The organism is Streptomyces sp. NPDC038280, from assembly GCF_055600045.1.
The window spans coordinates 362904-388272 of record NZ_JBVJYZ010000004.1; the positions used below are offsets into that span (position 1 = coordinate 362904).

A 25369-nucleotide genomic window follows, 5' to 3' on the forward strand; every position below is an offset into this window, starting at 1 on the left:
GGTCACACCGCCCTCATCAGCAGGGTCGCGGCGATCAGCACCGCCGTACCTCCGAACATCGAGACCGCGTAGGAGCGGGCGTAGCCGTTCTGCAGCTTGCGCAGCCGGCCGGAGAGTCCGCCGACCGAGGCGGCGGTGCCGTTGACCACCCCGTCGACCAGGGTGTGGTCGACGTACACCAGGGAGCGGGTGAGGTGCTCGCCGCCACGGACCAGGACCACATGGTTGAAGTCGTCCTGGAGGAGGTCGCGGCGGGCGGCCCGGGTGAGCAGCGAGCCGCGCGGGGCGACGACCGGGACGGGCCTGCGGCCGTACTGGAGGTAGGCGAGGCCGACCCCGAGCAGCATCACCGCGACGGTGGCCGAGGTGATCGCACCGGCGCTGACGGGCGGGTGCCCGTGCTCGAACGCGGTGACCGGCTCCAGCCACTTCACGAACCGGTCGCCGATGCCGAAGAACCCTCCGGCGAAGACCGATCCGAAGGCGAGGACGATCATCGGGATCGTCATCGACCTGGGCGACTCGTGCGGGTGCGGCATCTGCCCGGCGTGCGATTCCGCGGCGGGCTCGGCGCTCGGCGTGGTGTCCGCGTCCGGGGCGGGCTGCCAGCGCTTCTCACCGAAGAACGTCATGATCATCACGCGGGTCATGTAGTACGCGGTGATCGCGGCGCCCAGCAGGGCGACGCCGCCGAGGATCCAGCCCTCGGTGCCCCCCTTGGCGAAGGCCGCTTCGATGATCTTGTCCTTGGAGAAGAAGCCGGACAGGCCGGGGAAGCCGATGATCGCCAGATAGCCGAGGCCGAAGGTGACGAAGGTGACCGGCATGTACTTCCGCAGGCCGCCGTACTTCCTCATGTCCACCTCGTCGTTCATGCCGTGCATGACCGAACCGGCGCCGAGGAAGAGCCCCGCCTTGAAGAAGCCGTGCGTGACCAGGTGCATGATCGCGAAGGCGTAACCGATCGGACCGAGACCCGCCGCCAGGACCATGTAGCCGATCTGCGACATCGTCGAACCGGCCAGCGCCTTCTTGATGTCGTCCTTGGCACAACCGACGATCGCACCGAAGAGCAGCGTGACCGCGCCCACGATGGTGACCACCAGCTGCGCGTCGGGCGCGGCATTGAAGATCGCGGCGGAGCGGACGATCAGATAGACGCCCGCGGTCACCATGGTGGCCGCGTGGATGAGGGCCGAAACCGGGGTCGGGCCCTCCATCGCGTCCCCGAGCCAGGACTGCAGCGGCACCTGGGCCGACTTGCCGCAGGCGGCGAGCAGCAGCATCAGCCCGATGGCCGTCAGCTTCCCCTCGCCGGTGTCGCCCACCGACGAGAGCACCGGACCGAAGGCGAAGGTCCCGAAGGTGGTGAACATCAGCATGATCGCGATCGACAGGCCCATGTCGCCGACCCTGTTGACCAGGAAGGCCTTCTTCGCGGCGGTCGCCGCGCTGGGCTTGTGCTGCCAGAAGCCGATGAGCAGGTACGAGGCGAGGCCGACGCCCTCCCACCCGACGTACAGCAGCAGGTAGTTGTCGGCGATGACGAGCAGCAGCATCGCCGCGAGGAAGAGGTTCAGATAGCCGAAGAAGCGGCGCCGGCGCTCGTCGTGCTCCATGTACCCGATCGAGTACACATGGATGAGCGAGCCGACACCGGTGATCAGCAGGACGAAGGTCATCGACAACTGGTCGAGCTGGAAGGCGACATCCGCCTGGAAGCCCTCGACCGGGACCCAGCTGAACAGCGTCGAGCGCAGCGTCCTGGCCTCCGCGTCCTTGCCCAGCATGTCCGCGAAGAGCACGGCGCCGATGACGAAGGAGGCGGCCGCGAGCAGGGTGCCGAGCCAGTGCCCGGCCCTGTCGAGGCGCCGGCCGCCGCACAGTAGTACGGCCGCTCCGAGCAGAGGCGCCGCGACGAGCAGCGCAATCAGGTTCTCCACGATTCAGCCCCTCACAGCTTCATCAGGCTGGCGTCGTCGACCGAGGCCGAGTGGCGGGAACGGAACAGCGACACGATGATCGCCAGCCCGACCACGACCTCCGCGGCGGCGACGACCATCGTGAAGAACGCGATGATCTGGCCGTCGAGATTGCCGTGCATACGAGAGAAGGCGACGAAGGCGAGATTGCAGGCGTTGAGCATCAGCTCGACGCACATGAAGACCACGATCGCGTTCCGCCGGATGATCACTCCGGCGGCGCCGATGGTGAACAACAGGGCGGCGAGATAGAGGTAGTTGACGGGGTTCACTTGGCGGCCTCCTCTTCCGCGCGGTCACCGTCGCGGTCGCGGTCACGGTCCGGGGCCGGAGTCAGGTTCGTGTTCGGGTCCCGGTCGCGGCCGAGTCGCTCCTGCGAGCGCTTCTCCAGCGCCTTGAGGTCGGCCAGCGCCTGCGGCGACACATCGCGGATCTGACCGCGCTGCCGCAGGGTCTGCATGACGGTGAGCTCGGAGGGGGTGCCGTCCGGCAGCAGTCCCGCGATGTCCACGGCGTTGTGCCGGGCGTAGACACCCGGGGCGGGCAGCGGCGGCAGGTGCTTGCCCGCGCGCACGCGCTGCTCGGCGAGCTCGCGCTGCGTCCGGGCCCGCTCGGTGCGCTCGCGGTGGGTGAGCACCATCGCGCCGACGGCCGCCGTGATCAGCAGCGCGCCGGTGATCTCGAAGGCGAAGACATAGGTGGTGAAGATCTTCCGCGCCAGGCCCTCGACATTGCCGCCGGCGTTGGCCGCGCCCAGCCCGTTGAAGTTCTTCAACGAGGCGTTGCCGATACCCGCGATCAGCAGGACACCGAAGCCGAGCCCGCACACGGCGGCCCACCAGCGCTGCCCCTTGATGGTCTCCTTCAGCGAGTCGGCGGCCGTGACACCGACCAGCATGACGACGAAGAGGAAGAGCATCATGATCGCGCCGGTGTAGACGACGACCTGGACGATGCCGAGGAAGTACGCGCCGTTGGCGAGGTAGAAGACCGCGAGGACGATCATCGTGCCGGCGAGGCAGAGCGCGCTGTGCACGGCCTTCCTCATCAGGACCGTGCACAGGGCGCCGATGACCGCGACGGTGCCCAGCACCCAGAACTGGACGGCCTCGCCGGTCGAGGTGACGGAGGCGGCGAGCGCGCTCATGCGCCGACCACCTTCTTCGACGCGGGCTCGTCCTCACCGAAGTCGGAGGCGGCTTCCTGCGGCGCCTCGCCCTTGGAGACGGCGACCTGCCGGACCGTGCCGGGGGCGGCCTCGGTGACCAGACCCCGGTAGTAGTCCTGCTCGTCCGTCCCCGGGAAGATCGAGTGCGGGGTCTCGACCATGCCCTCTTCCAGGCCCGCGAGCAGCTGTTCCTTCGTGTAGATCAGGTTCTCGCGGGAGCTGTCGGCCAGCTCGAACTGGTTGGTCATCGTCAGCGCCCTGGTGGGGCAGGCCTCGATGCACAGTCCGCAGAGAATGCAGCGGGCGTAGTTGATCTGGTAGACGCGGCCGTACCGCTCGCCGGGCGAGTAGCGCTCCTCGTCCGTGTTGTCGGCGCCCTCCACATAGATGGCGTCCGCCGGACAGGCCCAGGCACACAGCTCGCACCCGACGCACTTCTCCAGCCCGTCCGGATGCCGGTTGAGCTGGTGCCGGCCGTGGAAACGCGGAGCCGTCGTCTTCTGCTGCTCCGGGTACTGCTCGGTCAGCCGCTTCTTGAACATGGCCTTGAAGGTCACGCCGAAGCCGGCCACAGGGTTTTGGAAGTCAGACACCGTCCGTCTCCTTTCCGTCACTCGCAGTAGCAGTATCGGGGGCGCCACTGACAATCAACTCGCCCTCCTGGCGAGGCCTTCGGCGCGGCACCGGCGGCAGGCTCTGCCCGGGCTTGGGCGGTACGGGGAATCCGCCCGCCATCGGGTCGAACGCCCGGGTGTCCTCCGGCTCCCCCGCAGCCTTGGCCTTCTTGTCGCGGAACATGTCCGCGATGAAGGACAGCAGCAGCACGGCGAGGACGGCGCCGGCGACGTACAGCACGATCTGCTGGAAGTCGTAGTTCTCGTTCCGCAGGGCCCGCACGGTCGCGACCAGCATCAGCCAGACCACGGAGACCGGGATGAGGACCTTCCAGCCGAGCTTCATCAGCTGGTCGTAGCGGACGCGGGGCAGCGTGCCGCGCAGCCAGATGAAGAAGAACAGCAGCAGCTGGACCTTGATGACGAACCAGAGCATCGGCCACCAGCCGTGGTTCGCGCCCTCCCAGAAGGTGGAGATCGGGTACGGGGCCCGCCAGCCGCCGAGGAAGAGCGTCACCGAGACGGCGGAGACGGTGACCATGTTGACGTACTCGGCCAGCATGAACATCGCGAACTTGATGGAGCTGTACTCAGTGTTGAAGCCGCCGACCAGGTCGCCCTCGGACTCGGGCATGTCGAACGGCGCCCGGTTCGTCTCACCGACCATCGTGACGATGTAGATGATGAACGACACCGGCAGCAGGATGATGAACCAGCGGTCCGCCTGCGCCTCCACGATCGCCGAGGTCGACATCGACCCGGAGTAGAGGAAGACCGAGGCGAACGCGGCGCCCATCGCGATCTCGTAGGAGATCATCTGCGCGCAGGAGCGCAGTCCGCCGAGCAGCGGGTAGGTCGAGCCGGACGACCAGCCGGCCAGGACGATGCCGTAGATCCCGACCGAGGCGATGGCCAGGACGTAGAGCATGGCGATCGGCAGGTCGGTGAGCTGCATCGTCGTGCGGTGGCCGAAGATCGAGACCTCGTTGCCGGCCGGGCCGAAGGGGATCACGGCGATCGCCATGAACGCCGGGGCCGCGGCGATGATCGGCGCGAGGATGTAGACGACCTTGTCGGCGCGCTTGACGACCACGTCCTCCTTCAGCATCAGCTTGATGCCGTCGGCGAGGGACTGGAGCATGCCCCAGGGGCCGTGCCGGTTGGGACCGATGCGCAGCTGCATCCAGGCGACGACCTTGCGCTCCCACACGATGGAGAAGAGCACGGTGATCATCAGGAAGGCGAAGCAGAACACCGCCTTGATGACCACGAGCCACCAGGGGTCGCGGCCGAACATCGACAGGTCCTCTGCCGCGAGGACGCTGCTGTGGGCTTCCGCGAGTTGGGCGAGGGCAGTCACGCTCGCACCTCCGGTACGGGGAGGGCCGGGCCTGCGGCCGGCCGGACGACGTGGGCGCGAGACGCGCGGTGCGCGCTCATGAGGACACCTCCGCCGGCTCGGCGGCGGCGGCCGTGGGCGCCGAGCCGATACGGACGACCTGGCCGGGGACCGCGCCGACGTCGGACAGGACGCCCCCGCCCACCGAGTTCAGCGGCAGCCAGACCACCCGGTCGGGCATCTCGGTGACCCGGAGGAGGAGTTCGACCGAGCCCGACGGGCCGGAGACCGCGAGGATGTCGCCGTCCTTGACGCCCGTCTCGGCCGCGGTGGCGGCGGAGAGCCGGGCGACCGCGGCGTGCCGGGTGCCGGCCAGTGCCTCGTCGCCCTCCTGGAGGCGGCCCAGGTCGAGGAGCATCCGGTGGCCCGCGAGGACCGCCTCGCCCTCGGCCGGGCGCGGCGGGCGCTGTCCCGGCTCAACGGGCTCCGAGGCCCGTACGCCGTCCCAGCCGCCGAGCCGGTCCATCTCCTGGCGTACGGAGGTGAGGTCCGGCAGGCCGAAGGCCACGTCCATGACGTCGGCGAGCATGTGCAGCACGCGGGCGTCGGCCGGGGCGGGCGCGCGCGTCAGCAGTTCCGGTGTGATCGCGGCCTCGAAGAGCCGCGCCCTGCCCTCCCAGTTGAGGAAGGTGCCGGGCTTCTCCGCGACGGCGGCGACCGGGAGGACCACGTTCGCGCGCGCGGTGACCTCGCTCGGGCGCAGCTCGAGGCTGACCACGAAGGCCGCGTCGAGCGCCTCCCGCGCGCGTGCCGGGTCGGGCAGGTCGGCCGGTTCGACGCCGCCGACGAGCAGGGCACCCAGTTCGCCGGTGGCCGCGGCCTCGACGATCTGGCCGGTATCGCGACCGTAGCGGTGCGGCAGTTCGGCGACCCGCCAGGCGACAGCGGTCTCCTCGCGGGCCCGGGGATCGGTGGCCGGGCGGCCGCCGGGCAGCAGCGACGGGATCGCACCCGCCTCCACCGCGCCGCGCTCGCCGGCCCTGCGGGCGATCCAGACCAGCTGGGCGCCGGTCGCGTGGGCGAGCCGTACGGCCGCCGTCAGCGCGCCCGGCACCGACGCCAGCCGCTCACCGACGACGATCACGGCGCCCTGGGAGCGCAGCGCCTCGGCGGCGAGGGCACCCGGCCCGTCGAGTCCGGTGTCCGAGGTGAGGGCGTCGAGCCACTCGGTCTCGGTGCCGGGGGCGGCCGGCAGCAGCGTGCCGCCCGCCTTCTCCACGCCCCGGGTCGCGAAGGACGCGAGCGCGTAGGTCTTCTGGCCGTGCTTGCGCCAGGCCTTGCGCAGTCGCAGGAAGACGCCGGGGGCCTCTTCCTCGGACTCGAGCCCGGCGAGCAGGACGGCCGGGGCCTTCTCCAACGAGGTGTAGGTGACGCCCGTGCGGTCGAGGTCGCGGCCCCGTCCGGCGACATGGGCGGCCAGGAAGTCGGCCTCCTCGCTGCTGTGCACCCGCGCGCGGAAGTCGACGTCGTTGGTGTCGAGGGCGACCCGGGCGAACTTGGCGTAGGCGTAGGAGTCCTCGACGGTCAGCCGGCCGCCGGTGAGGACGCCCGTGCGTCCCCGGATCAGTCCGCGGGCCGCGGCCTCCAGGGCCTCCGGCCAGCTCGCCGGCTCCAGCTCCCCCGCCGCGTTGCGGACCAGCGGCGTGGTGAGGCGGTCGCGCTGCTGGGCGTAACGGAAGCCGAACCGCCCCTTGTCGCAGATCCACTCCTCGTTGACCTCGGGGTCCTCCGCCGCGAGCCGCCGCATGACCTTGCCGCGCCGGTGGTCGGTGCGGGTGGCGCAGCCGCCCGCGCAGTGCTCGCAGACGCTCGGCGAGGAGACCAGGTCGAAGGGGCGGGAGCGGAATCGGTACGCCGCCGAGGTGAGCGCGCCCACCGGACAGATCTGGATGGTGTTGCCGGAGAAGTACGACTCGAAGGGGTCGCCCTCTCCCGTGCCGACCTGCTGGAGCGCGCCGCGCTCGATCAGCTCGATCATCGGGTCGCCGGCGACCTGGTTGGAGAAGCGGGTACAGCGCGCGCACAGCACGCACCGCTCACGGTCGAGCAGTACCTGGGTGGAGAGCGGCACCGGCTTCTCGTAGGTGCGCTTGCGTCCGTCGAAGCGGGACTCGGCCCGGCCGTGCGACATGGCCTGGTTCTGCAGCGGGCACTCGCCGCCCTTGTCGCAGACCGGGCAGTCCAGCGGGTGGTTGATGAGCAGCAGCTCCATCACCCCGTGCTGGGCCTTCTCGGCGACCGGCGAGGTGAGCTGCGACTTGACGACCATGCCGTCGGTGCAGGTGATCGTGCAGGACGCCATCGGCTTGCGCTGGCCCTCGACCTCGACGATGCACTGGCGGCAGGCGCCGGCCGGGTCGAGGAGCGGGTGGTCGCAGAAGCGCGGGATCTCGATGCCGAGCTGCTCGGCGGCCCGGATCACCAGGGTCCCCTTGGGGACGGAGATCTCGATGCCGTCGATGGTCAGCGAGACGAGATCCTCGGGCGGTACCGCCGCCTCGCCGCCCCCGGAGGGAGCGCTCGTGGTGACTGTCATGCGTTCACCTCCAGGTGAGGGTTGTCCGCCCACGCGGTCGACTTGGCCGGGTCGAAGGGGCAGCCCTTGCCCGTGATGTGCTGCTCGTACTCCGCGCGGAAGTACGTGAGCGAGGAGAAGATCGGGGACGCGGCGCCGTCGCCGAGCGCGCAGAAGGACTTGCCGTTGATGTTGTCGGCGATGTCGTTCAGCTTGTCGAGGTCGCTCATCACGCCCTTGCCGGCCTCGATGTCGCGCAGCAGCTGCACGAGCCAGTAGGTGCCCTCACGGCAGGGGGTGCACTTGCCGCAGGACTCGTGGGCGTAGAACTCGGTCCACCGGGTCACGGCCCGCACCACGCAGGTCGTCTCGTCGAAGCACTGGAGCGCCTTGGTGCCGAGCATCGAGCCGGCGGCGCCGACGCCTTCGTAGTCCAGCGGGACGTCGAGGTGTTCGTCGGTGAACATCGGGGTGGAGGAACCGCCCGGGGTCCAGAACTTCAGCCGGTGGCCCGGCCGCATGCCGCCGCTCATGTCGAGCAGCTGGCGCAGGGTGATGCCGAGCGGGGCCTCGTACTGCCCCGGGGAGGCGACATGGCCGCTGAGCGAGTAGAGCGTGAAGCCGGGGGACTTCTCGCTGCCCATCGACTTGAACCAGTCCTTGCCGCGGTTGAGGATCGCGGGAACGGACGCGATGGACTCGACGTTGTTCACCACAGTGGGGCACGCGTACAGACCGGCGACCGCGGGGAAGGGGGGACGCAGCCGGGGCTGGCCGCGGCGGCCCTCGAGCGAGTCGAGCAGCGCGGTCTCCTCACCGCAGATGTACGCGCCCGCGCCCGCGTGCACGGTGAGTTCGAGGTCGAGTCCGCTGCCCAGGATGTTCTCGCCGAGGAACCCCGCCTCGTACGCCTCGCGCACGGCCTCGTGCAGCCGCCGCAGGACGGGCACGACCTCACCGCGCAGATAGATGAAGGCGTGGTTCGAGCGGATCGCGTAACAGGCGATCACGATCCCCTCGATGAGGGAGTGCGGGTTGGCGAAGAGGAGCGGGATGTCCTTGCAGGTTCCGGGCTCCGACTCGTCGGCGTTGACCACGAGGTAGTGCGGCTTGCCGTCGCCCTGCGGGATGAACTGCCACTTCATGCCGGTGGGGAAGCCGGCGCCGCCCCGGCCGCGCAGACCGGAGTCCTTGACGTACGCGATGAGGTCGTCGGGCGACATGGCGAGGGCCTTCTTCAGGCCCTCGTACCCCTCGTGGCGCTTGTAGGTGTCCAGGGTCCAGGAGTTCGGCTGGTCCCAGAAGGCGGACAGGACGGGCGCCAGCAGCTTCTCGGGGCTGCTGTTGTTGATCTCGGCTGCCAAGGTCATCACTCCCCCTCCTCGGAATCGGCGTTCCTCGGCTGGTCGCCGGACTCACCACGGGGGTGGATGACCCGGGGCGCGGACTTCTCGCCCTTGGCGAGCTTGAGGCCGGTCAGGGAGGCCGGGCCCGCGCCGCCGGATGCCTCGACGGCGCCGGGGCGCTCGTCGGGGAAGCCCGCGAGGATGCGCGCGGTCTCCTTGTACGTGCACAGGGGCGCGCCGCGGGTCGGCTCGACGGGGCGGCCCGCGCGGAGGTCGTCGACCAGCTTCTTCGCCGACTCGGGGGTCTGGTTGTCGAAGAACTCCCAGTTGACCATCACCACGGGAGCGAAGTCGCAGGCGGCGTTGCACTCGATGTGCTCGAGGGTGATCTTGCCGTCGGCGGTGGTCTCGTCGTTCCCGACGGCGAGGTGCTCCTTGAGCTCGTCGAAGATGGCGTCGCCGCCCATCACCGCGCAGAGCGTGTTGGTGCAGACGCCCACCTGGTAGTCACCGGACGGCTTGCGCCGGTACATCGAGTAGAAGGTGGCGACGGCGGTGACCTCGGCGGTCGTCAGACCGAGGACGTCCGCGCAGAACTGCATGCCCGTACGGGAGACATGGCCCTCCTCGGACTGCACGAGGTGCAGCAGCGGCAGCAGCGCGGAGCGGCTGCCGGGGTAGCGGGCGATGATCTCCTTGGCGTCCGCCTCGAGCCTCTCCCGGACATCGGCCGGGTAGGCGGGGGCGGGGAGCTGGGGCATGCCCAGGCTCACCTCTTGATTCGCGGTCACCGGTCGACGCCTCCCATCACGGGGTCGATGGACGCCACGGCGACGATGACGTCGGCGACCTGGCCGCCCTCGCACATCGCCGCCATGGCCTGCAGATTGGTGAAGGACGGGTCGCGGAAGTGGACCCGGTAGGGGCGGGTGCCGCCGTCGGAGACGACGTGGACGCCAAGCTCGCCCTTGGGCGACTCGACCGCCGCGTAGGCCTGGCCGGGCGGGACCCGGAAGCCCTCGGTCACCAGCTTGAAGTGGTGGATCAGGGCCTCCATGGAGGTGCCCATGATCTTCTTGATGTGGTCGAGCGAGTTGCCGAGCCCGTCCGGTCCGAGCGCGAGCTGAGCGGGCCAGGCGATCTTCTTGTCGCCGACCATCACCGGGCCCGGCGCCAGGCGGTCCAGGCACTGCTCGACGATCCGCAGCGACTGGCGCATCTCCTCCAGGCGGACGAGGAAGCGGCCGTAGGCGTCGCACGAGTCGGCGGTCGGCACCTCGAAGTCGTATGTCTCGTAGCCGCAGTACGGGTCGGTCTTGCGCAGGTCGTGCGGGAGGCCGGCCGCGCGGAGGATCGGTCCGGTGGCGCCGAGGGCCATGCAGCCGGTGAGGTCGAGGTAGCCGACGTCCTGCATACGGGCCTTGAAGATCGGGTTGCCGGTGGCGAGCTTGTCGTACTCCGGCAGGTTCCTCTTCATCTTCTTGACGAACTCGCGGACCGCGTCGACCGCGCCGGGCGGCAGGTCCTGGGCGAGGCCGCCGGGCCGGATGAACGCGTGGTTCATCCGCAGGCCGGTGATCAGCTCGTACAGGTCCAGGATCAGTTCGCGGTCCCGGAACCCGTAGATCATGATCGTCGTCGCGCCGAGCTCCATGCCGCCGGTGGCGATGCAGACCAGGTGCGAGGAGAGCCGGTTGAGCTCCATCAGCAGCACCCGGACGATGGAGGCCCGGTCGGGGATCTGGTCGGTGATGCCGAGCAGCTTCTCCACGCCGAGGCAGTACGCCGTCTCGTTGTAGAACGAGGTGAGGTAGTCCATGCGCGTGACGAAGGTCGTGCCCTGCGTCCAGTTCCGGAATTCGAGGTTCTTCTCGATACCGGTGTGGAGGTAGCCGATGCCGCAGCGGGCCTCGGTGACGGTCTCGCCGTCGATCTCCAGGATCAGGCGGAGCACACCGTGGGTGGACGGGTGCTGCGGGCCCATGTTGACGACGATCCGCTCGTCGTCGGCCTTGGCCGCGGACTGGACGACCTCGTCCCAGTCGCCGCCGGTGACCGTGTAGACGGTCCCCTCGGTGGTCTCGCGGGGAGAGGCGGGTGAAGTGCTCACGAGTACGACCTCCGCTGGTCCGGAGCCGGGATCTGGGCGCCCTTGTACTCGACGGCGATGCCGCCGAGGGGGTAGTCCTTGCGCTGCGGGTGGCCCTGCCAGTCGTCCGGCATCATGATCCGGGTGAGGGCGGGGTGGCCGTCGAAGATCAGGCCGAAGAAGTCGTAGGTCTCACGCTCGTGCCAGTCGTTGGTCGGATAGACCTCGACGAGCGACGGGACGTGCGGGTCACTGTCCGGGGCGCCGACCTCGAGCCGGATCAGCCGGCCGTGGGTGAGCGAGCGCAGGTGGTAGACGGCGTGCAGCTCGCGCCCCTTGTCGCCCGGGAAGTGGACGCCACTGACGCCCGTACAGAGCTCGAAGCGCAGGGCGGGGTCGTCGCGCAGGGTCCGCGCCACCCGCACCAGGTGTTCGCGGGCGATGTGGAAGGTGAGCTCGCCGCGGTCGACGACGGTCTTCTCGATGGCGTTGCCGGGCAGGAGGCCCTGCTCCTCGAGGGCTCCCTCCAGCTCGTCGGCGACCTCGTCGAAGTAGCCGCCGTAGGGCCGGGTGGCCGGGCCCGGCAGGCGTACGGAGCGGACGAGTCCGCCGTAACCGGACGTGTCGCCGCCGTTGTTGGCGCCGAACATGCCACGCTGGACGCGGACCTCCTCGCCGTGATCGCCACGCTGACCCGGCAGGTTCTGCGCGCTCAGGTCCTTGTCGGGATTCGGCCGTTCGCTGTCGCTCGCGCTCACCGCAGCAGCCCCTTCATCTCAATCGTGGGGAGTGCCTTGAGCGCGGCCTCCTCCGCCTCGCGGGCCGCTTCCTGCGCGTTCACGCCGAGCTTGGAACCCTGGATCTTCTGGTGGAGCTTGAGAATCGCGTCGATCAGCATCTCCGGACGCGGCGGGCAACCCGGCAAATAGATGTCAACCGGAACAATGTGATCAACACCCTGCACAATGGCGTAGTTATTGAACATTCCGCCTGAAGACGCACAAACGCCCATGGAGATCACCCACTTGGGGCTGGGCATCTGGTCGTAGACCTGGCGCAGGACGGGCGCCATCTTCTGGCTCACCCGGCCCGCCACGATCATCAGGTCGGCCTGGCGCGGCGAGCCGCGGAAGACCTCCATGCCGAAGCGCGCCAGGTCGTAGCGGCCCGCGCCGGTCGTCATCATCTCGATGGCGCAGCAGGCGAGGCCGAAGGTCGCGGGGAAGACGGACGCCTTGCGCACCCAGCCCGCGGCCTGTTCGACCGTCGTCAGCAGAAAACCGCTCGGCAGTTTCTCTTCGAGTCCCATAGGTGCCCCTCAGCCCCTCAGTCCCATTCCAGGCCGCCGCGCCGCCACACATACGCGTAGGCGACGAAGACGGTGAGCACGAAGAGCAACATCTCCACGAGCCCGAAAAGCCCCAGGGCGTCGAAGGTGACCGCCCAGGGGTAGAGGAAGACGATCTCGATGTCGAAGACGATGAAGAGCATCGCCGTCAGGTAGTACTTGATGGGGAAGCGGCCGCCTCCGGCCGGCGTGGGTGTCGGTTCGATACCGCACTCGTACGCCTCGAGCTTCGCCCTGTTGTACCTCTTTGGGCCGATAAGCGTGGCCATGACCACGGAGAAGATCGCAAACCCTGCGCCGAGGGCACCGAGCACGAGGATGGGCGCGTAGGCATTCACGCTCCTCGCTCCTTCCAGTCGTCCTTGACCGTTGGACCGCACCGGGCCTTCGTCTCACCACCTCGGAAGATCACGTACATGTGAGGCAGTTCACAAGCCCGACTGCTTCGCATCCTATGCCCGTGGATCTGTGATCTGCGACACGGGGTACGACAACGACTTTGTGATCTCCACCACCTGGCGAAGGATCATGAATTCGGATGAACGGTGATCTTCATACAGCAAGTAGCCGAGTGGCCTCGATACGTGACATCGCGAGGTGTTACCGCTGGTCGGAGCGGTCTTGCCCTATCAAGCGTTGGCGGCTACAGGCAAATTGGCGATGGACTCGCCTGAGTGATAAGGGAACTCGCCTCACCCGGGCGAGGGGCCCCGCGGGACGGAGGTGGACGCGTGCGCGCGTTCACGAACCTCCGCACAACCTCCACGCCGCTCGCGCAGTGACCTTCCTGTGACCTGTGCCACTTCCGTCGGGCCGCGATAAAACCGGGCTTGGCCACCGGTGCGAACGGGTGGTAAGCGAACGGCAATTCGGACCTTTCGCGGAAAACCCGTGATCAAGCCCATGATTGCCCCTGCCCGGATTGCCCGTTACGGCGTCAATAAGGGCGCCAGGAAAGCGGATTAGACCGTTCCGGACGTAACTGTGGCGCAACCCACGTTTCTTGAAGGGAACCGCGAAGCCCTGATAGCGGTTGTTCTCATGTCCCAGACCGCTCACATACCCAGCCACCGGAAGCCTCGCCGCAGCGCCTCCAAGCTCGCGCTCCGTGCCGGAGTTGCCGGTGGCGTCCTCAGCACCATCGCGGTGGCCGGTGCCGCCGGACCGGCGAACGCCGACCCGGTGACCGAGACCATCGAGATGCCCACCCTGACCGGCTTCGACGCGACCCTCGCCAGCACCGTCGCCGCGTCGGCCGAGGCGACCAAGCAGGGCGCGCTCGACCTCGAGCTGCGGGTCTCCGAGAACGAGGCCGCCGCCCAGGCCGCCAAGGACGCCAAGACGGCCAGGGCCGAGGCGGACCGCAAGGCCGAGGCCAAGCAGAAGGCCGAGGCGAAGGCCCGCGCCGAGGCCAAGGAGCGCGCCAACCGCTCCTCCGCGCGCACCACGCTCTCCGCCTCCGCGGACTCGGACGGCGGCTCGTTCAGCGACTCGGTCGCCACCGGCTCCGCCGCCGCCGTGGTCGCCTTCGCACGCGCCCAGCTCGGCGACGCCTACGTCATGGGCAGCACCGGACCCAACTCCTGGGACTGCTCCGGTCTCGTCCAGGCCGCGTACCGCCAGGCCGGCATCGACCTTCCCCGGGTCTCCGCCGACCAGTCGAGCCGGGGCACCTCCGTGTCGCTCGACAACCTGCAGCCCGGCGACATCCTCTACTGGGGCAGCCGCAGCAACTCGTACCACGTGGCGATCTACGTGGGTGGCGGCAAGTTCGTCGGCGCGCAGAACTCCAGCACCGGCGTCGTCGAGCGCTCGCTGGACTGGGACCAGCCCTCCGGCGCCGTCCGCATCCTCTGACCGACCCGCACGCGCGCCACGCGCAACGCACCACGTACGCGCTGAAGGGCCGTCGCTCCCCTCCCGGGGGAGGACGGCCCTTCGCGGTGTGCGGGACGGCCCAGGGCGCTCCTAGCGGTTCTGGCGTTGGCGATACCCACCGCGCAGATCACCAGGCAGATGGCCGCCAGCAGCAGGAAGAGCTGCTTGAGGTCGTTCGTCACGCCCGTGCGCAGCGTCTTGGGGTCCGGCGGTGGGACGGCCTTCAGGTACTCCGGGTGGTCGCGACGAGCATCTTCGCGTCGCCCTGCTGCGGCGGACCCAGAGCTTCTCGGCCGCCGGTCCGGGCGTCAGGCCTTCGGCGCGACCTTCGAGAGGCCGTTGATGATGCGGTCCATCGCGTCGCCGCCCGTCGGGTCCGTGAGGTTCGCCAGCATCTTCAGGGTGAACTTCATCAGCACCGGGTGCGTCAGGCCCCGCTGGGTCGCGATCTTCATGACCTTCGGGTTGCCGATCATCTTCACGAAGGCGCGGCCCAGCGTGTAGTACCCACCGTAGGTGTCCTTGAGGATCTTCGGGTAGTTGTGCAGGGCCAGTTCGCGCTGCGCCGGGGTCGCCCGGGCGTGTGCCTGGACGATGACGTCCGCGGCGATCTGGCCCGACTCCATGGCGTACGCGATGCCCTCGCCGTTGAACGGGTTGACCAGACCGCCCGCGTCACCGACGAGGAGCAGGCCCTTGGTGTAGTGCGGCTGGCGGTTGAAGGCCATCGGGAGCGCCGCGCCGCGGATCGGCGTCGTCATGTTCTCCGGGGTGTAGCCCCAGTCCTCGGGCATCGAGGCGCACCAGGCCTTCAGCACCTCGCGCCAGTCCAGCTCCCTGAACGCGGCCGAGGAGTTGAGGATGCCGAGACCGACGTTGGAGGTCCCGTCGCCCATGCCGAAGATCCAGCCGTAACCGGGCAGGAGCCGGTCCTGCGGGCCGCGGCGGTCCCACAGCTCGAGCCAGGACTCCAGGTAGTCGTCGTCGTGCCGGGGGCTGGTGAAGTAGGTGCGCACGGCCACGCCCATCGGCCGGTCCTCGCGGCGGTGCAGGCCCATGGCCAGCGACAGCCGGGTGGAGTTGCCGTCGGCGGCGACGACGAGCGGCGCGTGGAAGGTGACCTCGCGCTTGTCCTCGCCGAGCTTGGCGTTCACGCCGGTGATACGGCCCGTACGGTCGTCGATGATCGGCGCGCCGACATTGCAGCGCTCGTACAGCCGGGCCCCGGCCTTCTGGGCCTGCCGGGCGAGCTGCTCGTCGAAGTCGTCCCGCTTGCGGACCAGTCCGTAGTCCGGGTAGCTGGCGAGGTCGGGCCAGTCGAGCTGGAGCCGGACACCGCCCCCGATGATCCGCAGTCCCTTGTTGCGCAGCCAGCCGGCCTCTTCGGAGATGTCGAGGCCCATGGCCACGAGCTGCTTGGTGGCACGCGGGGTGAGACCGTCGCCGCAGACCTTCTCGCGGGGGAACGCGGTCTTCTCCAGGAGCAGGACGTCGAGTCCGGCCTTGGCGAGGTAGTACGCGGTGGTGGAGCCGGCCGGGCCTGCCCCGACGACGATCACATCCGCGGTGTGCTCGGAGAGGGGCTCGGTCACGGCGGGGTCTCCCGAAGACTCGACGATTTCCGTGCCGGACGGCACAGGACACAGGCAGTCTATGGGGGCCGGGGCGGGCGTCCGACGGCGGACCGGGCCCGCTCCTGCCGCCCGGGCGGCAGGGGGTCCCCCGGTGGTTCTACTTCTCCTTGAAGCCCCGGTGGAGAGCCACGACGCCGCCCGTCAGATTGCGCCAGGCCACCTTCGACCAGCCGGCCTTCTGCAACAGCCCGGCCAGCGTCGGCTGGTCCGGCCAGCTCTGGATGGACTCGGCGAGGTAGACGTACGCGTCGGGGTTGGAGCAGACCGTACGCGCCACCGGCGGCAGCGCCCGCATCAGGTACTCCTCGTACACCGTCCGGAACGGCGCCCACGTGGGGTGCGAGAACTCGCAGATCACGACCCGCCCGCCGGGCTTGGTCACCCGGTACAGCTCGTCGAGCGCGGTCTGGGTGTCCTGGACGTTGCGCAGACCGAAGGAGATCGTCACCGCGTCGAAGACGTTGTCGCGGAACGGCAGCCGGGTCGCGTCACCCGCGGTCAGCGGCAGCCAGGGGTGCCGCTTCTTGCCCTCCCGCAGCATGCCGAGCGAGAAGTCGCAGGGCACGACGTAGGCGCCGGCCTCGGCGAACGGCAGCGACGAGGTGCCGGTACCCGCGGCCAGGTCCAGGACCTTGTCGGCCGGGCGGGCGTTCACCGCCTTCGCGACCGCCTTGCGCCACAGCCGGGCCTGGCCGAGCGAGATCACATCGTTGGTGAGGTCGTACTTCGCCGCCACGTCGTCGAACATCGAGGCGACTTCGTGCGGCTGCTTGTCCAGGGATGCTCGGGTCACCCGGCCATTGTGGCAGCCGCTCCGCGACCGGCCCGCAGGCACTCCCCGGGAGCCCCGGCCGGCCGGGGAAATTTCTTTTCAACCCTTTCCTCACGAGGCGCTCAAGGATGGGTGACGGCGGCCGGACGGCCCAGGTGGGCGCGACGGCCGTCAACGACCTGGACACCCTCGGCTCACGGGTCGTCCTGACGTACGGCGGCAGCCACGTCCTGCCGGCCGTCGACCCGTCGCAGAAGACGGGGAGCGCCACGGCGGCCGGCGCGCCCGTGTCGCCGGACCAGCTCCCGACCGTCGTACGGGACTCCCGCTTCACCAATCTGGTGAGGTACGCGGACGAACGACCGGTGCAGACGAAGAGCGCCCCGGTCCGGGGCGGCTGAGGGCGGCGCGAGGGACGCGGTCCGGGGGGACCGTCAACCGCCTTGCCCGGCGGCCTCCCGTGGCGGCACGGGCGCGGCGCGGCAGACCTCGTCGGCGCTCCGGCGCCGCTACCGGCGGCGGTGGACGAGCCGGCCCCCGAGGACCGTCGCCACACAGCGGCCCGCGCCGCCGACCGCCAGGTTCTCGTACGGGTCGCCGTCCACCGGGACGTCGAAGACCGCGAAGTCCGCGTCCGCGCCGGGGAACAGGGGCACCCGGAACGCGTCCGCCACCCGCCGCCCGGCGAACGGATCGAGCGACGGCTTCCCTTCGGGGTCGGTGAACCGCTCCTCCAGGCCCAGCCCGACGCGCGTCACGGCGTCGACCACGGGCGCCTTCCGGAGATCCCCCGCGACCGCCACCGTTCCGTGCGCCAGCATCCGCTGGGCACCGCGGCGGGCGCTCGCGCCCCACCGTGCGTCCGTCATGCCGAGCGCGGCCAACGCCTCGCCGGTGAGCGGCTCGGTCCCGAGCTCGTCCGCCTCGCGCGGGTCGGGGTGGTACGCCTGCTCCAGCAGCTCCGGGCCGTACCGGTTCACCAGCCCCGGCGTGACGATGCCGGGCCAGCGGCGGACCCGGGCGTCCGGGTGGGCGGCGGCCAGCTGCTCGTACGGACCGACGGCCGCGATCTCCCGGTCCCGGACGGCGACCGCGCCCCCCGGAACGGGCGCGCGGCCCCCGCCGGGAAGCAGCAGCTCCGCCGTGTGAAGTGTCAGCACCCGGACGTCAGTTGGCGTTCAGGAGCTTCAGTTCGGGGTGCGCCGTCCCGCCCGCGATCGCCGTCGAGGAGATGTGGGAGACGACACGGTCGTCGACCGGGTCGTTCGCCGGGTCGTCGTGGACGACGAGGTGCTCGTACGTCGTCGCGCGCTGCGCCGGGACGCGGTCCGCCTTGCGGATCAGGTCCATGATCTCCTGGCGGTTGGAGCGGTGCTTGGCTCCGGCCGAGGAGACGACGTTCTCCTCCAGCATGATCGAGCCCAGGTCGTCCGCGCCGTAGTGCAGCGAGAGCTGACCGGCCTCCTTGCCGACGGTCAGCCAGGAGCCCTGGATGTGCGCGATGTTGTCGAGGAAGAGCCGCCCGATCGCGATCATCCGCAGGTACTCGAAGATCGTGGCCTGCGTGCGGCCCTTGAGGTGGTTGTTCTCGGGCTGGTACGTGTAGGGGATGAAGGCCCGGAAGCCTCCGGTCCGGTCCTGTACGTCGCGGATCATGGAAATGTGCTCGATGCGCTCGGCGTTGGTCTCGCCGGTGCCCATGAGCATCGTGGAGGTCGACTCGACGCCCAGGTTGTGCGCGGTCTCCATGATCTCCAGCCAGCGCTCGCCGGACTCCTTGAGCGGGGCGATCGCCTTGCGCGGCCGCTCGGGGAGCAGCTCGGCGCCGGCGCCCGCGAAGGAGTCGAGGCCCGCCGCGTGGATGCGCTGGACGGCCTCCTCGACGGACACCTTGGAGATCCGGGCCATGTGCTCGACCTCGGAGGCGCCCAGCGAGTGGATGACCAGCTGCGGGAACTCCTTCTTGATCGCCGCGAAGTGCTGCTCGTAGTACTCGACGCCGTAGTCGGGGTGGTGGCCGCCCTGGAACATGATCTGGGTGCCGCCGAGCTCGACGGTCTCCGCGCAGCGGCGCAGGATGTCGTCGAGGTCGCGGGTCCAGCCCTTGGCCGTGTCCTTGGGCGCCGCGTAGAAGGCGCAGAACCTGCACGCCGTCACGCAGACGTTCGTGTAGTTGATGTTGCGCTCGATGATGTACGTCGCGATGTGCTCCGTGCCGGCGTACCGGCGGCGGCGCGCCGCGTCGGCCGCGGCGCCCAGCGCGTGCAGGGGCGCGGAGCGGTAGAGGTCGAGCGCCTCTTCGGGGGTGATCCGGCCACCCTCGGCGGCACGGTCCAGGACGGACTGGATGTCGGCCTTCTCGGTCACCGGGTGTCCCTTTCGGCGGGTCTGCGGACGGACCGAACCAGCCTACGCCAGCGCGTCCGGTCGGTTTCCGGCCCCCTCACCGGGCCCGCTCCAGCGTGGCGTGCGGGTTGCCCGCCCGGGCCTCGTCGGAGGTGTACTCCAGCTTCCCGCCGGCCTTCCGCAGGGTCACGGTGTGGGTGTCACCGGTGCAGGAGTTGCCGGCCTTGTCGCTCGCGCTGCCCTGGGCGGTCAGCTCCTTGGCCGTCGCGCCGTGCAGGACGAGGTTGTCCTCGCAGGTGAAGTTGCCGAGCGCGTCGAACTGGTTGACCGTGCCGATCTTCTCTCCGGACCGGCCCGCCCTGATCTCCACGGTGAAGGTCCCGGCGGCGATCTCGCTGCCCACGAGGCTGACCTTGAAGGGCCCCTTCCAGGTGCCGATGAACGCCTGCGGGACGGTGCCGGACTGTGTGGCCGCGGTGGAGGCCTTCGGCGAGGACACCGGGGGCTCGCTGGTGGCGTTGTCCCTGTCCTTGCCGCCGGGCAGCAGGTCGAAGAGGAAAGCACCGCCGACCGTCACCGCCGCCAGCGCCCCGGCGACGGCGAGCGCGATTGTGCAGCTCAGCCTGCGACGCCCGGCGGTGACGGCGAGGGAGAGCCGGCCGTCCGGGGCGGTACGCGGCGACGGCACCGCGTCGGCGGGATACGGCCCCGGGAGCGGACCCTGTGTCGGAACGGACAGGGGGCCCGACATGGGACCCGACATCGGACCCGACATCGGACCGGACATCGGACCGGGCGGCTCGACCGGCGGCCCGAACACCCCGACCGCCGGACTGCTGAACGGAACCGGCCCCGACGCCACCGGGTCCCCCGCCACCGGCTCCAGGTCGAGAAGCGCCACCGCCGCCCGGCTGACCTCCTCCACCAGCGCGCCGGGCAGCCAGCCGCCGGCGACCAGCGCCGCCGCGCCCTGGGGCGCGAGGCGCCGGGCGATCTCCTCCGGGGCCGGACGCGCGCCGGGATCCTTGGCGAGGCAGGCCCCGACCAGCTCGCGCAGCTCGCCGTCGAGCGCCCCGAGTTCGGGCTCCTCGTGGACGACCTTGTAGAGGAGGGCGGCCGACGAGTCGCCGGGGAAGGGCGCGGCCCCGGTCGCCGCGTACGCGAGCACGGCCCCGAGCGAGAAGACGTCGGCCGCGCCGCTCGCGTCCCCGCCGAGGATCTGCTCGGGCGACATGTAGCCGGGCGAGCCGACGGAGACGCCGGTGGTGGTGAGGGAGGCGGTCCCCTCGGTGGCCCGCGCGATGCCGAAGTCGATCAGCCGGGGGCCGTCGAGGGCCATCAGGACGTTCGACGGCTTCACATCGCGGTGGACGAGCCCCAGGGCGTGGACGGCCGCGAGCGCTTCGGCGAGTCCCGCGCCCAGGGCCCGTACCGAACGCTCCGGCAGGGCTCCGTGTCCGGCGACGGCCTGGCTCAGCGGGGGTCCGGCGACGTAGCCGGTGGCGACCCAGGGCACGGGTGCGTCCGGGTCGGCGTCCAGGACCGGCGCCGTCCAGGCGCCGCCCACCCGTCGGGCCGCCTCGACCTCGCGGCGGAACCGGGCGCGGAACTGCTCGTCGAGCGCGAAGTGCGGATGGACGACCTTGACGGCGACGGTCCGGCCGCCTTCGCTGCGGGCGAGGTACACCCGCCCCATGCCGCCCGCCCCGAGCCTGCCGAGGAGGCGGTAGGCACCGATGGTCCGCGGTTCGCCGGCTTCCAGCGGCTGCATTGGTTCTCCCCCTCGGACCCCCGGGTGCGCCCGTTCTTCCAGCAGCGTAGAGCCCGCGTGGGCCGGATCACTGCGATTGCCCCCGACATCGGGTCAACCGATCGGGCCGCACGTCACTCTTCCGTTCCGCAATCGCACCTCTTGTCCCGGATCCCCACTCGGAGTTACGCCATGAACCGCCTGCCAAAGGCCCTCGTAGCCGCCGTCGCTCTCGGCTCCCTCACGCTGGTCGCGGGCTGCTCCGGGGAGGGCGACCCGGTCTCCTTCGACGCTCCCAGCCCGTCCGCGCCCGCTTCCGGCACGGCGCGGACGCCCGGCAAGGCGCCCGCGGGCCAGGACCGGCCGGCGGTGAGGACGCTGATGCCGACGGGCCCCAAGGCCGAGTTCCGGACGCAGAACACCATCGACGACGGCACGAAGATCGGCGTGACGACCCTGGAGGGGAAGAAGTCCGGCTTCACGGGCAAGGTGTGGGTGTGGGCGCCCCCGCAGTACTTCGATCCGAAGTACGCGAGCAGTGGCTTTCCGGTGCTGATCGCGCTTCCGGGCGGCAACGGGTATCCCAACAACTATTGGATGGGTACCGACTTGAAGCTGCAGAGCAGCATCAGCAAGTGGTCGCGGGAGGGAAAGAGCCTTCCGTTCATCGTCGTGATGCCCGTGCTCAACCCGGACGCCAAGCACTACTACGACGGCAGCGATATTCCGGGGCAGCCGAAAATGGGCACCTGGATGACCGAGGACGTCCCCGATTTCGTGAAGGCCAATTTCCGCACGTTCGAGTCACGGGACGGCTGGGCGTTCATGGGCTCTTCCTCGGGCGGCTTCGTCGGTCTGAAGTCCGTACTGAAGCGCCCGGACAAGTTCAAGGCCGTGATCGCCTCCGGTCCCGACACCGTGCCGGATTCCCCGCTCTGGGCGGGCCATGAGCAGGAGAAGCAGGCGAACAACCCGGAGAGGCTCGCCAAGGCCCTTGCCGCCGGCCCCGCGGGCAAGGGCGGGGACAAGGACAAGGAGGTCTATCTGGCTTTCCAGATCGGCAGCAAGGAGTCCGGTCTGGGCAGCCTGAAGGCGTTCATCAAGAACTATGGCAAGGGCCCGGTGAAGACCCGTCTCCAGGTCATCCAGGACGGGCGGCACAACGCGAAGACGTATGTGCGGGGCATGGGTGACGGCTCGATCCAGTGGATCAGCGAGCACATGCAGGCCCCGATACCGGCGTCCTGAGGCGAGCGCCCTCTCTCCGCGCCCGCGCGGAGAGGTGCCTACTCGGCGCCGAGGAGCTCGACCCGCACGTCCGCCGGATAGCCGGTCGTCGGCCCCGTCCGGCGGGCGAACTCCCGTACGCCCGCGAGCTGCTCGGGCCCGAAGCGGAAGTCCAGCGTCGTGAAGTAGCGCTCGAGGAGCTCGGCGTCGAAGGCCTCCCAGCGGGCGGCCTGCTTGGAGACCTTGGTGACCTCCTCCAGGGAGAGGTCCCGCGAGGCGAGGAAGGCCGCGTGGGCCTTCCGCACGACGTCGGGTTCCCGGGCCAGGTAGTCCTTGCGGGCCGCCCAGACGGCGAAGACGAACGGCAGCCCCGTCCAGTCCTTCCACATCAGCCCCAGGTCATGGACCTGCAGGCCGAGCCGCGGCGCGTCGTGCAGCGAGGCGCGCAGGGCCGCGTCCCCGATCAGTACGGCCGCCTCGGCCTCCTGCATCATCACGCCGAGGTCCGGCGGGCAGGTGTAGTAGTCGGGCGCGACGCCGTACCGCTCGGCGAGCAGCAGCTGCGCGAGCCGTACGGACGTACGGGAGGTGGACCCGAGGGCGACACGTGCCCCGTCCAGGTCCTCCAGCGGCCGCTGGGAGACGATCACGCAGGACATGACCGGGCCGTCGCAGCCGACGGCGATGTCGGGGAAGGCGACGAGATCGTCGGCGTTGCGCAGGTACTCGACCAGGGTGACCGGTCCGATGTCGAGATCGCCGCGGATCAGCCCCTCGCTGAGCTTCTCCGGGGAGTCCTTGGTCAGCTCCACGTCGAGGAGCGTCCCGGTGCGTGCCAGGCCCCAGTAGAGGGGCAGGCAGTTCAGGAACTGGATGTGGCCGACGCGGGGCCGGCTCGGACGATCGCCGGGCGTGAAAGAAGTGTCCACATCGCGAGGCTAGTCCCGTCTCGATGGGTGGACCTCCCCGGGGCCGCCGGGGCCCCGTCCGTCAGCGCTTCAGAGGCACGTCAAACGTGTGAGTGACGTGATCTTTCCCTCTAGTGCGTCCCACATCCTGCGTGCTACGCTCATCGCAAGTTGCAGTTTGGTTTCCCTTGCAGTACAGAGCCTGCGGAGCATGTAACCCGCAGGCTTTTGTAGTTTTCAGACTTGTTTGCAGGTTCTGGAGCAGGGCAACCCTTTGGCCCAAGGAGGGCTTATGGCTACCGGAACCGTCAAGTGGTTCAACGCTGAAAAGGGCTTCGGCTTCATCGCCCAGGACGGCGGCGGCCCGGATGTCTTCGTCCACTACTCCGCGATCAACGCGTCCGGGTTCCGCTCCCTCGAGGAGAACCAGGTCGTGAACTTCGACGTCACGCAGGGCCCGAAGGGTCCGCAGGCGGAGAACGTCACCCCGGCCTAAGTTGCCCGGGTCGGCGATCGCGCACGGCTGAGAGCAGTACCCAAGGAGCCCCCTCCGTACCGCGTGTACGGAATGGGGCTCCTGCCTTTTTTCCGGGCCGGAAAGGCGGCTAGCCGCCCGCGTACAGCTTCTCGATCTCGGCGGCGTACCGGTCCAGGACCGCCCGGCGGCGGACCTTCAGGGTCGGGGTGAGCACTCCGTTCCCGACGGTGAAGTCCTCGTCCAGGACCGTGTACGCGCGGATCCTGGCCGGCCGGGAGACCTGGGCGTTCGCCGCCTCCACCGCCTCCCGCACCAGGCCGCGGACGGTCGCCGGGTCCTTGTCCCGGATCTCGTCCGCGTCCAGGGTGATCAACGCCACGGGATAGGGCCGGCGGTCGCCGACCATCACCGCGTGGGAGACGACCCGGGACCGCTCGATGGCGAGCTCCACGTGCGAGGGCGTGAGGTTCTTGCCGGAGGACGTGATGATCAGGTCCTTCTTGCGGCCGGTGATGGTGAGGTAGCCGTCCGCGTCCAGCGCGCCGAGGTCCCCGGTCCGCAGCCACCCGTGGGCGTCGATCGCCTCGGCGGTGGCGGCCCGGTCGTCGTGGTAGCCGGGGAAGACCATCGGCCCGCGCGCCAGCACCTCGCCGTCCTCGGCGATGCGCACCTCGCATCCGGTGACCGGCCGGCCCACGGTGCCGTAGCGCACGGCGCCCGGGTGGTTGAGCGAGATCACCCCGCCGGACTCGGTCATGCCGTACCCCTCGAAGACCCCGATGCCGCAGGCCCGCAGGAAGTCCAGGGTCGCGGGTGCGATGGGCGCGGCGCCGGTGAGGGCCCACCGCAGCCGGCCGCCGAACGCCGCCCTGACCAGGCTGTAGAGCTGCTGGTCGGCCTCCTCGTACGCGTCTCGCAGCTCGTCCGGCAGCCTGCCCTCGGCGGCGAGGACACCGATCCTCACGGCCTCCTCGACGCTCTCCCGGCCCCCCTCCCGCGCCTCCGCCAGCGACAGCACCGCGCTGTGCACCTTCTCGAAGAGCCGGGGCACGGACGGCAGGTGGGTGGGCCGCGCCTCGGCGAGCTCTCCCACGACGTCCTCGACGCGCCCGCCGAAGTAACTGAGCTCGCCGCCCTGGAGGAGGGTCGTGTACTCGACGAGTTGGGCGAGCAGGTGAGCGAGCGGGAGGTAGAGATAGGTACGGTCGCCGGGTCCGCCCTCGATGAGGGGGAGGGTGGCGTCCTGCACCGCCCCGATGTTGCCGTGGGTCAGCCGACAGCCCTTGGGCGGGCCGGTGGTACCGGAGGTGTAGACGAGGGCGGAGTCGTCGGCGGGCCGGACGGACCCGGCCCGGGCGAGGAGCGCCTCCAGCGTCACCTTCCGCGGCAGCGCCCGCATGTCCCCGTCCATGAGCACCACGTGCCGCAGCGCCGGGAGCCTTCCGCGCAGCCGCTCCACCCGTTCCGCCCGGGCCCGGTTCTCCGCGATCAGCACCGAGGCGCCGGAGTCGGCGAGCACCCAGGCGACCTCCTCGTCGCCCGCCGTCGGATAGACGGGCACGACCACCGCCCCCGCCGCCAGCGCCGCGAAGTGGGCGTACGTCCACTCCAGCCTGGTCTCCGCGAGGATCGCCACCCGGTCCCCGGGGCCGGCCCCGAGACCCATCAGGCCCCTTCCGATGTCGCGTACGGCGGCCCGCAGCTCCGCGTAGGAGACGCTGGTCCCCGCGGACCGCAGCGCGGGCAGGTCCCCGTACCGCTCCCCCGCCCACTCGGTGAACACCGCAAGCGTCTCCGGTCGCCCGTGCAGTCCTTGTCCGGTCATGCACCCGACGGTAGGGACGCACCCGGTCCCGGCGGGATGACGGAAAACGTCACCCCCGCTGACCCGGCCGCTCAACCCCGCTACCGTCGT

Annotated in this window: 23 protein-coding genes and 1 pseudogene; 4 read left to right on the forward strand and 20 right to left on the reverse strand. The window is 70.1% G+C overall.

Going from position 1 to position 25369, the window contains the following annotated elements:
• Positions 1-2: 2 nt before the first annotated feature.
• From nuoL to ACZ7J0_RS12625, 12 genes are all read right to left on the reverse strand, one after another.
• The gene (gene nuoL, locus ACZ7J0_RS12570) at positions 3-1943 is read right to left on the reverse strand and encodes an NADH-quinone oxidoreductase subunit L (protein WP_470886572.1); all 1941 of its coding nucleotides are present in this window, start codon (positions 1941-1943) and stop codon (positions 3-5) included.
• A gap of 11 nt (positions 1944-1954) precedes the next feature.
• Entirely contained in the window at positions 1955-2254 is a 300-nt protein-coding gene (gene nuoK / locus ACZ7J0_RS12575) for an NADH-quinone oxidoreductase subunit NuoK (RefSeq protein WP_468708465.1), read from the reverse strand.
• A complete protein-coding gene (locus ACZ7J0_RS12580; protein WP_470886574.1) occupies positions 2251-3129 on the reverse strand; it encodes an NADH-quinone oxidoreductase subunit J in 879 nt (292 codons plus the stop codon). Before ACZ7J0_RS12580 ends, nuoK begins: the two co-directional genes overlap by 4 nt.
• Complete coding sequence (nuoI, locus tag ACZ7J0_RS12585; protein ID WP_470886575.1) at positions 3126-3743, reverse strand: NADH-quinone oxidoreductase subunit NuoI; 618 nt, start codon at positions 3741-3743, stop codon at positions 3126-3128. The genes ACZ7J0_RS12580 and nuoI overlap by 4 nt, the downstream gene beginning before the upstream one ends.
• Positions 3736-5124, reverse strand: a complete 1389-nt coding sequence (gene nuoH / locus ACZ7J0_RS12590) for an NADH-quinone oxidoreductase subunit NuoH (RefSeq protein WP_470886577.1) — start codon at positions 5122-5124, stop codon at positions 3736-3738. The genes nuoI and nuoH overlap by 8 nt, the downstream gene beginning before the upstream one ends.
• Before the next feature lie 76 nt (positions 5125-5200).
• Positions 5201-7699 carry an NADH-quinone oxidoreductase subunit G gene (locus tag ACZ7J0_RS12595; RefSeq protein WP_470886579.1) on the reverse strand — a complete coding sequence of 833 codons (2499 nt, stop codon included), beginning with the start codon at positions 7697-7699 and terminating at the stop codon, positions 5201-5203.
• Positions 7696-9051: an NADH-quinone oxidoreductase subunit NuoF gene (gene nuoF / locus ACZ7J0_RS12600; protein ID WP_470886581.1), complete on the reverse strand. Its 1356-nt coding sequence runs from the start codon at positions 9049-9051 to the stop codon at positions 7696-7698. The genes ACZ7J0_RS12595 and nuoF overlap by 4 nt, the downstream gene beginning before the upstream one ends.
• Entirely contained in the window at positions 9048-9785 is a 738-nt protein-coding gene (gene nuoE / locus ACZ7J0_RS12605) for an NADH-quinone oxidoreductase subunit NuoE (RefSeq protein ID WP_470886583.1), read from the reverse strand. Before nuoE ends, nuoF begins: the two co-directional genes overlap by 4 nt.
• A gap of 26 nt (positions 9786-9811) precedes the next feature.
• Positions 9812-11134, reverse strand: a complete 1323-nt coding sequence (locus tag ACZ7J0_RS12610; RefSeq protein WP_470886585.1) for an NADH-quinone oxidoreductase subunit D — start codon at positions 11132-11134, stop codon at positions 9812-9814.
• Positions 11131-11871, reverse strand: a complete 741-nt coding sequence (locus ACZ7J0_RS12615; RefSeq protein ID WP_470886587.1) for an NADH-quinone oxidoreductase subunit C — start codon at positions 11869-11871, stop codon at positions 11131-11133. The genes ACZ7J0_RS12610 and ACZ7J0_RS12615 overlap by 4 nt, the downstream gene beginning before the upstream one ends.
• Positions 11868-12422: a NuoB/complex I 20 kDa subunit family protein gene (locus ACZ7J0_RS12620; protein WP_468708483.1), complete on the reverse strand. Its 555-nt coding sequence runs from the start codon at positions 12420-12422 to the stop codon at positions 11868-11870. Before ACZ7J0_RS12620 ends, ACZ7J0_RS12615 begins: the two co-directional genes overlap by 4 nt.
• Before the next feature lie 17 nt (positions 12423-12439).
• Positions 12440-12799 carry an NADH-quinone oxidoreductase subunit A gene (locus tag ACZ7J0_RS12625; protein WP_030494815.1) on the reverse strand — a complete coding sequence of 120 codons (360 nt, stop codon included), beginning with the start codon at positions 12797-12799 and terminating at the stop codon, positions 12440-12442.
• Between the two features lie 703 nt (positions 12800-13502).
• Here ACZ7J0_RS12625 and ACZ7J0_RS12630 point away from each other — a divergent pair.
• A complete protein-coding gene (locus ACZ7J0_RS12630) occupies positions 13503-14318 on the forward strand; it encodes a C40 family peptidase (RefSeq protein WP_470886589.1) in 816 nt (271 codons plus the stop codon).
• Between the two features lie 125 nt (positions 14319-14443).
• Here the strand turns inward: ACZ7J0_RS12630 and ACZ7J0_RS12635 are convergent.
• The 3 genes and pseudogenes from ACZ7J0_RS12635 to ACZ7J0_RS12645 all read right to left on the reverse strand — a co-directional run.
• Positions 14444-14587 (reverse strand): annotated as a pseudogene (locus ACZ7J0_RS12635) (ABC transporter permease); the annotation flags it as partial.
• A gap of 60 nt (positions 14588-14647) precedes the next feature.
• Complete coding sequence (locus tag ACZ7J0_RS12640) at positions 14648-15931, reverse strand: geranylgeranyl reductase family protein (protein ID WP_470886591.1); 1284 nt, start codon at positions 15929-15931, stop codon at positions 14648-14650.
• Between the two features lie 139 nt (positions 15932-16070).
• Complete coding sequence (locus ACZ7J0_RS12645; RefSeq protein WP_468708501.1) at positions 16071-16766, reverse strand: demethylmenaquinone methyltransferase; 696 nt, start codon at positions 16764-16766, stop codon at positions 16071-16073.
• 107 nt (positions 16767-16873) lie between these two features.
• Between ACZ7J0_RS12645 and ACZ7J0_RS12650 the strand changes: the two genes are divergently transcribed.
• The gene (locus ACZ7J0_RS12650; protein WP_470886593.1) at positions 16874-17146 is read left to right on the forward strand and encodes a hypothetical protein; all 273 of its coding nucleotides are present in this window, start codon (positions 16874-16876) and stop codon (positions 17144-17146) included.
• 108 nt (positions 17147-17254) lie between these two features.
• On the opposite strand, the gene ACZ7J0_RS12655 is transcribed toward ACZ7J0_RS12650, so the two are convergent.
• From ACZ7J0_RS12655 to ACZ7J0_RS12665, 3 genes are all read right to left on the reverse strand, one after another.
• On the reverse strand, positions 17255-17905 hold the full coding sequence (locus ACZ7J0_RS12655; protein WP_470886595.1) for an imidazolonepropionase-like domain-containing protein: 651 nt from the start codon (positions 17903-17905) through the stop codon (positions 17255-17257).
• Between the two features lie 7 nt (positions 17906-17912).
• Positions 17913-19112, reverse strand: a complete 1200-nt coding sequence (gene mqnC / locus ACZ7J0_RS12660) for a cyclic dehypoxanthinyl futalosine synthase (protein ID WP_470886597.1) — start codon at positions 19110-19112, stop codon at positions 17913-17915.
• Positions 19113-19188: 76 nt separating this feature from the next.
• Positions 19189-20862 (reverse strand): serine/threonine-protein kinase, encoded by a 1674-nt coding sequence (locus ACZ7J0_RS12665; protein WP_470886599.1) that lies wholly within the window; start codon positions 20860-20862, stop codon positions 19189-19191.
• 171 nt (positions 20863-21033) lie between these two features.
• On the opposite strand from ACZ7J0_RS12665, the gene ACZ7J0_RS12670 reads away from it, so the two are divergent.
• The gene (locus ACZ7J0_RS12670) at positions 21034-22089 is read left to right on the forward strand and encodes an alpha/beta hydrolase (protein WP_470886601.1); all 1056 of its coding nucleotides are present in this window, start codon (positions 21034-21036) and stop codon (positions 22087-22089) included.
• 38 nt (positions 22090-22127) lie between these two features.
• Here ACZ7J0_RS12670 and ACZ7J0_RS12675 read toward each other — a convergent pair whose 3' ends face one another.
• Complete coding sequence (locus ACZ7J0_RS12675) at positions 22128-22997, reverse strand: menaquinone biosynthetic enzyme MqnA/MqnD family protein (protein ID WP_470886603.1); 870 nt, start codon at positions 22995-22997, stop codon at positions 22128-22130.
• 271 nt (positions 22998-23268) lie between these two features.
• Between ACZ7J0_RS12675 and ACZ7J0_RS12680 the strand changes: the two genes are divergently transcribed.
• Positions 23269-23472 (forward strand): cold-shock protein, encoded by a 204-nt coding sequence (locus ACZ7J0_RS12680; protein WP_003967102.1) that lies wholly within the window; start codon positions 23269-23271, stop codon positions 23470-23472.
• Positions 23473-23581: 109 nt separating this feature from the next.
• Here the strand turns inward: ACZ7J0_RS12680 and ACZ7J0_RS12685 are convergent, their stop codons facing one another.
• A complete protein-coding gene (locus tag ACZ7J0_RS12685; protein WP_470886605.1) occupies positions 23582-25279 on the reverse strand; it encodes an AMP-dependent synthetase/ligase in 1698 nt (565 codons plus the stop codon).
• Positions 25280-25369: the final 90 nt, after the last annotated feature.

Coding starts and splice junctions, on each gene's coding strand:
- ACZ7J0_RS12580 (WP_470886574.1), bottom strand. CDS start 3,129: ATGAGCGCGCTCGCCGCCTCCGTCACCTCGACCGGCGAGGCCGTCCAG.
- ACZ7J0_RS12595 (WP_470886579.1), bottom strand. CDS start 7,699: ATGACAGTCACCACGAGCGCTCCCTCCGGGGGCGGCGAGGCGGCGGTA.
- nuoE (WP_470886583.1), bottom strand. CDS start 9,785: ATGCCCCAGCTCCCCGCCCCCGCCTACCCGGCCGATGTCCGGGAGAGG.
- ACZ7J0_RS12620 (WP_468708483.1), bottom strand. CDS start 12,422: ATGGGACTCGAAGAGAAACTGCCGAGCGGTTTTCTGCTGACGACGGTC.
- ACZ7J0_RS12630 (WP_470886589.1), top strand. CDS start 13,503: ATGTCCCAGACCGCTCACATACCCAGCCACCGGAAGCCTCGCCGCAGC.
- ACZ7J0_RS12650 (WP_470886593.1), top strand. CDS start 16,874: ATGGGTGACGGCGGCCGGACGGCCCAGGTGGGCGCGACGGCCGTCAAC.
- ACZ7J0_RS12665 (WP_470886599.1), bottom strand. CDS start 20,862: ATGCAGCCGCTGGAAGCCGGCGAACCGCGGACCATCGGTGCCTACCGC.
- ACZ7J0_RS12670 (WP_470886601.1), top strand. CDS start 21,034: ATGAACCGCCTGCCAAAGGCCCTCGTAGCCGCCGTCGCTCTCGGCTCC.
- ACZ7J0_RS12680 (WP_003967102.1), top strand. CDS start 23,269: ATGGCTACCGGAACCGTCAAGTGGTTCAACGCTGAAAAGGGCTTCGGC.
- ACZ7J0_RS12685 (WP_470886605.1), bottom strand. CDS start 25,279: ATGACCGGACAAGGACTGCACGGGCGACCGGAGACGCTTGCGGTGTTC.